5 protein-coding genes are annotated in these 6972 nt (G+C 77.2%); 4 read left to right on the top strand and 1 reads right to left on the bottom strand.

Annotated elements, in window-relative coordinates; all coding sequences use genetic code 11:
- The 4 genes from I3F58_RS28890 to I3F58_RS28905 all read left to right on the top strand — a co-directional run.
- The coding region (locus I3F58_RS28890) for a lanthionine synthetase LanC family protein (RefSeq protein WP_275679046.1) at nucleotides 1–859 on the top strand (859 nt) is incomplete at its 5' end.
- A 75-nt stretch (nucleotides 860–934) separates the two neighbouring features.
- The gene (locus tag I3F58_RS28895) at nucleotides 935–1126 is read left to right on the top strand and encodes a hypothetical protein (RefSeq protein ID WP_240111671.1); all 192 of its coding nucleotides are present in this window, start codon (nucleotides 935–937) and stop codon (nucleotides 1124–1126) included.
- Between the two features lie 113 nt (nucleotides 1127–1239).
- Nucleotides 1240–4179 carry a helix-turn-helix transcriptional regulator gene (locus tag I3F58_RS28900; RefSeq protein WP_240111672.1) on the top strand — a complete coding sequence of 980 codons (2940 nt, stop codon included), beginning with the start codon at nucleotides 1240–1242 and terminating at the stop codon, nucleotides 4177–4179.
- Between the two features lie 181 nt (nucleotides 4180–4360).
- A complete protein-coding gene (locus I3F58_RS28905) occupies nucleotides 4361–6208 on the top strand; it encodes an AfsR/SARP family transcriptional regulator (protein ID WP_240111673.1) in 1848 nt (615 codons plus the stop codon).
- On the opposite strand, the gene I3F58_RS28910 is transcribed toward I3F58_RS28905, so the two are convergent.
- A partial coding sequence (locus I3F58_RS28910) for a lanthionine synthetase C family protein (RefSeq protein ID WP_240111674.1) occupies nucleotides 6195–6972 on the bottom strand: 778 nt, incomplete at its 5' end. The genes I3F58_RS28905 and I3F58_RS28910 overlap by 14 nt on opposite strands.

Below are 6972 nucleotides of genomic sequence, written 5' to 3' on the forward strand. Positions count from 1 at the left end.
CCTCCCGGCCGGGCCGGGCTTCGCGACGGGGGCTGCCGGGGCCGGCTGGGCCCTGCTGCGGTTCGCGGAGGCCGGGGGCGGCGAGCGGTACCGGGCCGGGGGCCTGGCGGCACTGCGGGCGGCCGTGGGAGCGGCGGGCGGCGGGGGTGCCGGGGCCGACGGGACCTCTGAGCCGGTGGCCGGACGGTGCGGGCCGAGCGGCGGCCCGGGCGGCACGGCTGAGCGTGGCAGGCCGGCCGACGGCGTGGGCGTGCCGCTCCGCGGCACCGGCCCCGAGGCCCGCACCCGCACGGCGGCGGACCGGGGCACGGCGGACCGGTGGGCCGCGCAGACCGCCGGGGCCGCCGGGGACGCGGCTCCGGACGGCGGTACGGGCCGTCCCGGGGACGCCGGGTCCGGGACCGAGGACCCGGCCGGCGCCCGGGCGGGAGCCCTGGACGGGGCCTGGTGCCGGGGGCGTGCGGGGATCGCGCTCGCGGTGCTCGACGGCCAGGGCGCCCTGGACGACCCGTACCTGGCGGCCTGGGCCCGGGAGGCCGTCGACCTCCTCGGCCGGAGCGGTCCGGCCCAGGACGACAGCCTCTGCCACGGGGAGACCGGGCTGCTCGAACTGCTCGGCCACAGCGCCCTTCCGGAGGCGCGCCCGCACTGGGTGCGGCGGGCCGGGGCCCTCCTCGGCGCCGTCGAGGAGGCGGGACCGCGCTGCGGCACCCCGGACGGCGTCCCGCACCCGGGTCTCCTGACCGGGCTGGCGGGGGTCGGCCACGGACTGCTCAGGGCCGGGTTCCCGGACCGGATCCCGCCGGTCCTGCTCCTGCGGACCCCCGCGCCGCCCCCGGCCCCGGCGGCAGGCCCCTGACCGCCGCCCCCGCACGGCTCGACCCGCACCACCGGCACATCACGCGTACACACCACGAAGGATGAGGCGGAGACCATGCAGATCAGTGACTCGGTGAGCTACCTCGACGGCGGTCCCCTCCCGGAGGCCCAGGACGACCCGCTGGGCGAGGTCACGCTCGGCACGGGCGGGGCGCTCGGGCTGCGCAGCCGACTGCTCAGGGCCTCCGAGTGCGGCACCGGCTACACCGCCGACCCGCCGTGGACCACCTTCACCATCGAGGGATGACCGACAAGCCAACTGATTGAACGTCAGATCACTTGCCCGTCAAGGTGATACCAGGCCCGGGGAATCCCCCCGGGCCTCTGCCACGGCCGAAATCGATCAAGTAGCCTGCGCCCATGCGTGCGACGTCGTCGGTCATCGTGGGGCGGGACAGGGAGACCGGGCTGCTGAGCGATGCCCTGGACAGCGCGGGGCGGGGCGCGGGACGGGCGGTGTTCCTCGTCGGCGAGGCGGGAATCGGCAAGTCCAGGCTGGCCGGCGAGTGCGCCTACCGCGCCTATGCCCGGAACACGCCGGTGCTGCGCGGACGGGCCACCTCCACCGGGCTCGTCGTTCCCTTCCGGCCACTGGCCGAGGCGCTGTCCTCCCGGTTCCGGGCCGCGGGCACCCCGGACGACCCGGAGCTGGCGCCCTACCGGCCCGCGCTGGCCGGACTCGTACCGGAGTGGCGCGGCGAGGGCGCGGCGCCCGGGTATCCCAACTCGCTCATCGAGCTGGCCGAGGCGCTGCTGCGGCTGCTGGCCGTGCTGGGCCGGGAGCGCGGCTGTGTGATCCTGCTGGAGGATCTGCACGACTCCGACACCGAGACCATCGCGGTCGTCGAGTACGTCGTCGACAACGTGGCCGACCTTCCGGTCCTGCTGGTGGGCACGCTGCGCCCCGACCCCGGTCCCGCCCTGGACCTGGCGCTCGCCGCCGAGCTGCGGAACACCGCCGTCGTACGGGAGCTGGGGCCGCTCGGCGACGACGCGGTGGGGGACATGGTGGACGCCTGTCTGGACGCCGCGCCGGGTGAGGTGCCCCCGGAGGCGCACCGGCGGCTGGCCCGGCGGGCGGGCGGCAACCCGTACCTGGTGGAGGTGCTGCTCGCGGACCTGCTGGACACCGGCCAGCTGGGCAGGACCGACGAGGGGTGGCGGCTCGCGGAGCACGGCGAGGCGACGGTGCCGACGGGGGTCGTGCGGAGCTGGGCGCGGCGGCTGGACCGGCTGGACGAGCCGGTGCGGGAACTGCTGCTGACCGCGGCGACGCTGGGCGGGCGGTTCTCCGTGAGTGTGCTGAAGGCGGTGACCGGCTTCGACGACCGGCCGCTGTTCGCACATCTGCGGTCCGCCTCCGAGGCAGGGATCATCGCACCGGACGGGGCCGCCCACGACCACTACACGTTCCGCCATGTGCTGACGGCGGACGCGCTGCGGGCCTCGCTGCCGCCGGCCGAGCGGGCGTCCCTGGCCCGTCGTGCCGCCCTGGCCATCGAGGCGTCCGGCGAGGAACTGACGGACGAGGAGCGCCAGTTGGTGGCGGGGCTGCGGCTCGCGGCGGGCGACGAGGTCGCAGCGGCCCGCCAGTTCGCCCTGGCGGGGCGGCGGATGCTGGCCGCCGGGGCGTCCGGTTCCGCGGCCGTGCTGCTGGAGCGGGCCCGGGGCCTGGCCGCCGAGGAGGAGCGGGACGCCGTCACCGTACATCTGGCCGTCGCCCAGGCCGGGTCCGGGCGGCTCGACGCGGCGTCGGCGCTGCTGGACGACCTGCCGCCGGTCCCGCCCGGCTCCACCGCGGCGGAGGAGCGGGCGCAGGCGCACCGGGAGGTCGCGTGGGCGGCGACCATGGCGGAGCAGCAGGACGAGGCGTTCCGCCGGATCCGGGCCGCCCGCGCGCTGCTCGGTTCGGCGCCGCGCCCCGAGCAGGAGGCGGCGCTCACGGTCGTGGAGGGCCATCTGGCGCTGCTGCCGGGCCAGGGCGGCCGGGAGCGCCTGCGGGAGGCGAAGCGTTCCGCAGAGACGGCCGCGCTGATCGCGGAGGAGCGGGGACGGCCCGAGGTGGCCTGCCAGGCCTGGCAGCTGCTGGCACTGCTGTCCCGGGAGCGGGGCTTCGACGAGGCGGACACCTGCCTGGAGCGGATGCTGGCGGTGGCGGAACGGCACCGGCTGCCGGTGTGCCGGGCCGAGGCGCTGGTCCGGCTCGGTGCCAACGCGTTCATGCGGACCGGGGAGGCGGCCCGGCTGGAGACGGCCCGCGCGGCCGCCGGCGAGCTGGGATCGCTGGCGCTCCAGCAGACCGTCGACGGGATGCTGGCGATGCATGCCGTGCTGGGTGGCCGGTGGGACCGCGCCAAGGAGATCGTCGAACGTTCGGTGGAGGCCAGCGCCCGGGTGCGCAACCTGTCCGCGCACCGCTATCTTCTGCTCGTCGACGCCACGACGGCCGCCCACCAGGGGCGGGTCCGCGACCGGGAGCGGGCGCTGACCCGGTTCCGCCGGGCGGGCGGCGAGCAGTCGATGCTCGTCCCGCTCCAGCGGGGACTGTGCCAGGGCGTGGGCGCACTGCTGGAGGAGGACCGGGCGCGGGCGCTGGCCGGGCTCGACGCGGCCCTGGCGTGGGAGCGGAAACACCCGAGCTTCTTCTATCTGAGCGGCCGGTACGGGCTCCGCCCCCTGCTGCTGGTCCTGGACGGCCGCGACGGGGACGAGGAGGGCGGGGAGCGCGGGCGCGAGGCGTACCGGGAGGCTCTGGCGTCGCCGGGCGCCCAACTGGCCTGGAACCGGTTGTTCCTGGGCATGGCGGACGCGGTCCTGCGGGGCCGGGACAAGGACCCGGAGGGTGCCCTGCGGTCACTGCGGGAGGCCGGGCGGGCGGCGGAGCTGTTCCCGCAGGCCTGGCACCTGGCGTTGCGGCTGACCGCCGAGGCGGCGCTGGCCGACGGGTGGGGCGAGCCGGTGGCCTGGCTGCGGACCGCCGAGGAGTACTTCCACGGCGCGGGCGTCCAGCCGGTGGCCGGGGCCTGCCGGTCCTTGCTGCGCCAGGCCGGGGTGAGCGTCCCGCAGCGGCGGGACGGGCGCGAGCGGATTCCCGCGGGGCTGCGGACGGCGGGGGTGACCCCGCGCGAGTACGAGGTGTTCGTGCTGCTCGCGGAACGCCCGGGCAACCAGCAGATCGCCCGGCGGCTGTGCATCTCGCCGCGCACGGTGGAGAAGCACATGGCGAGCCTGATGGCCAAGACGGGCTGCGCGGACCGCTCGGCGCTGTGCGCGTTCTCGGCGGAGCAGGCGGAAGGCTAGGGGCGGCCGTTCCGAAACTGGGGGCTCCGCCCCCAGACGCGCCTCACCCGCATCGGGTGTGCTCGCCCCCGAACACCGCACGCGCCGAAATGGTGGGGCTACGCCCCACTGTGCGGGGGGACCCGGCCCGTGGAGCATCGAGCCCACCAGCATCCCCCGCACCCACCCGGAGGTTCGCTCCATGCCGCGTCCCTTCGCGCAGCCCGCCGGGCAACCCGTCGCGCTCCGCTTCTCCGTGCTCGGTCCGCTCACCGTCCACCGGGGCCCCCGGCCGCTCGACCTCGGCCCGTTCAAGCAGCGGGTCGTGCTGGCGACCCTGCTCGGTTCTCCCGGCAGCCCGGTGTCCGTGGACGCGTTGACCGACGCGGTGTGGCCGGAGGAGCCGCCGCGTACGGCCCGCAAGAACCTCCAGGTGTACGTCAGCACGCTGCGCGGGCTGCTCGCGGAGGACGGCGACCGGGAGGACCGGCCACGGCTCACCCACACCTGCGGCGGCTACCTGCTGCGCGTGGCCGAGGAGGAGCTGGACGTCCTCCGGTTCCGCGCGCTGGTGCGGGCCGCCGAGGGACAGCGTCCCCGGCCGGCCGCCCGGCTGCTGCGCGAGGCGCTCGACCTGTGGCAGGGGCCGCCGTTGGGAGACCTGCGGCAGTCGCCCAGGCTCGCGGAGGAGGCGGAACGGCTGGAACTGCGCCATCTCACCGCCTACGAGAGCTGGGCGGAGGCGGAGCTGGAGCTGGGCCGCGCGCCCGCGGTCGTCGAGGGGCTGCAGGACCTGGCAGAGCGTCACCCGCTGCGGGAGCGGCTGCGGGCGGCGTGGATGTACGCGCTCAGCCGGTCCGGGCGGCAGGCCGAGGCGCTGGCCGTGTACGAGGACTACCGGCAGCTCCTGGCCAGGGAACTGGGCCTGGAGCCGGGCGCGGCGATGGCCGCACGCCACCGGGCGGTCCTCGCGGGCGCCGGGCACGGCGAGGGAGACGGCGCGGCCGGGCCGCGTGACGGGAGGGGCGGCGCGGACGATGGGGACGCCGGGGCGGCGACGGCGCTGCCGCCCGATGTTGGGGACTTCGCCGGGCGCGGTGAGGAACTGCGGGAGGTCCTGGACCTGCTGGACGGCGAACCGGCCGCCTCGGGGCCGGTGCCGGTGCTGCTGACCGGCCCCGCCGGGGCGGGGAAGACCGCGCTGGCGGTGCGGGCCGCGCATCTGCTGGGCGACCGGTTCGAGGACGGGCGGTTGTACGTCACGCTGCGGGACCCGGACGGCAGACCCCGGTCCCTGGGCGAGGTGCTCACGGAGCTGGGGGACCTGGCGGGACTCCGCCGGCCTCCGGGGCCCGAGGCCTGGCGGGAGTGGGCGGCCGGACACCGCGTGCTGGTGGTCCTGGACGACGTACCGGACGAGCGCGCGGTACGGCCGCTGCTCCCCTGCCGCGGGCAGAGCCGGATGCTGCTCACCGCGCACGGCCAGCTGGGCGGTCTCGCGCCCGTGCACCGCGTCGCCCTGCCGCCACTGAGCGGCGCCGAGGCCCTGGAACTGCTCGGCGGGCTCGTCGGGCACGGGCGGGTCCGGGCCGACCGGGACGCCGCGCTGCGGATCGTACGGGCCTGTGGGCACGCGCCGCTGGCCGTGCGGGTCAGCGGGATGCGGCTGGCCGTGCTGCGCCACCTTCCGCTGCGGGAGTTCGCGGACCGGCTCGCGGAGCCCGCCGGGGCACTGGAGGAACTGACGGCCGGGGACGTCTCGGTGAGGCGGCGGCTCGCCCGGGCCTGGGACGCGCTGCCCGCGGAGTACGGCCGCGACGCGGCACGGTTGGCCGCCGGAACGGAGAGCGGCCCGTTCGGCGTGCCCCGGGCCGCCGGGATCCTCGGCTGCGACGAGCGGCGGGCCGTACGGGTGGTGGAGGAGCTGATCGACGCCGGTGTGGTGACCTCACCGAGCGGCGAGGTCACCGCGCACGCGGCACGATACGAACTGCCCCCGCTGGTCCGGCTGTACGCGCGGTACGGGACCTCCGCGCTCACCCCAGGGTGAGCAGGTCCGGCACGTCCGGCACCGCGCCGCCCGTACCGCCCGCGCCGGACAGCACATGCAGCGCGAGCAGCAGCCCGGCCGCGCCAGTCGCCAGGTCGGCGGAGTGGCGCAGCAGCCCCGCCCCGGGGACCAGCAGCAGGTCCCCCTCGGCCACCAGGTGCCAGGACAGGTTCCTCACGGAAGCCGTCAGATCGGCGGCCGGGCCCTCGCCCTCCCCTGCCGCGTCCAGCCCGTGCCCGGCGGCCAGCAGTCCCGCCCGCCCGGAGTACAGGCCGGGCTCGCGGACGAACTCGAAGGCGCAGCCCCGCCGTACCCCCGGAATCAGCCCGGCCAGCGCGGGATCCTCACGGTGGGCGAGGTAGCGCCTGACCACCAGCGCGAGACCGGCGCTCCCCCGGTCGACGTACAGCAGATGGCGGCGGCCGTCGTAGCGCACCTGCACGGTCCCGCCCGGCATCGTCACGCACCGCGCCGCGTCCGAGCGCAGGGCGGTCGCCGCCGCGTCCAGCAGCCACGGTTCACCGGTGTGGGCGTGGAGTTCGAGGTGCAGCAGGGCGGCGCCGGTCAGACCGTCCAGCAGCCCAGCCGGTTCGGGTGCCGCCAGCCCCGGCACGCGCTTGCCCCGCGCCACGGCGTCAAGGTCGGCGGCGGTCCGCAGCGCGGCCTCCACCAGGGCCGGGTCGGGCGTCCCGCCCTCGGCTGCGGCGGCCTCGCGCGCGAACCGCAGCCGGGCCAGGGCGATGCCCGCCTGCCCGGTGCGCAGG

This window comes from Streptomyces sp. MUM 203J (assembly GCF_022414595.1).
GTDB lineage: Bacteria > Actinomycetota > Actinomycetes > Streptomycetales > Streptomycetaceae > Streptomyces.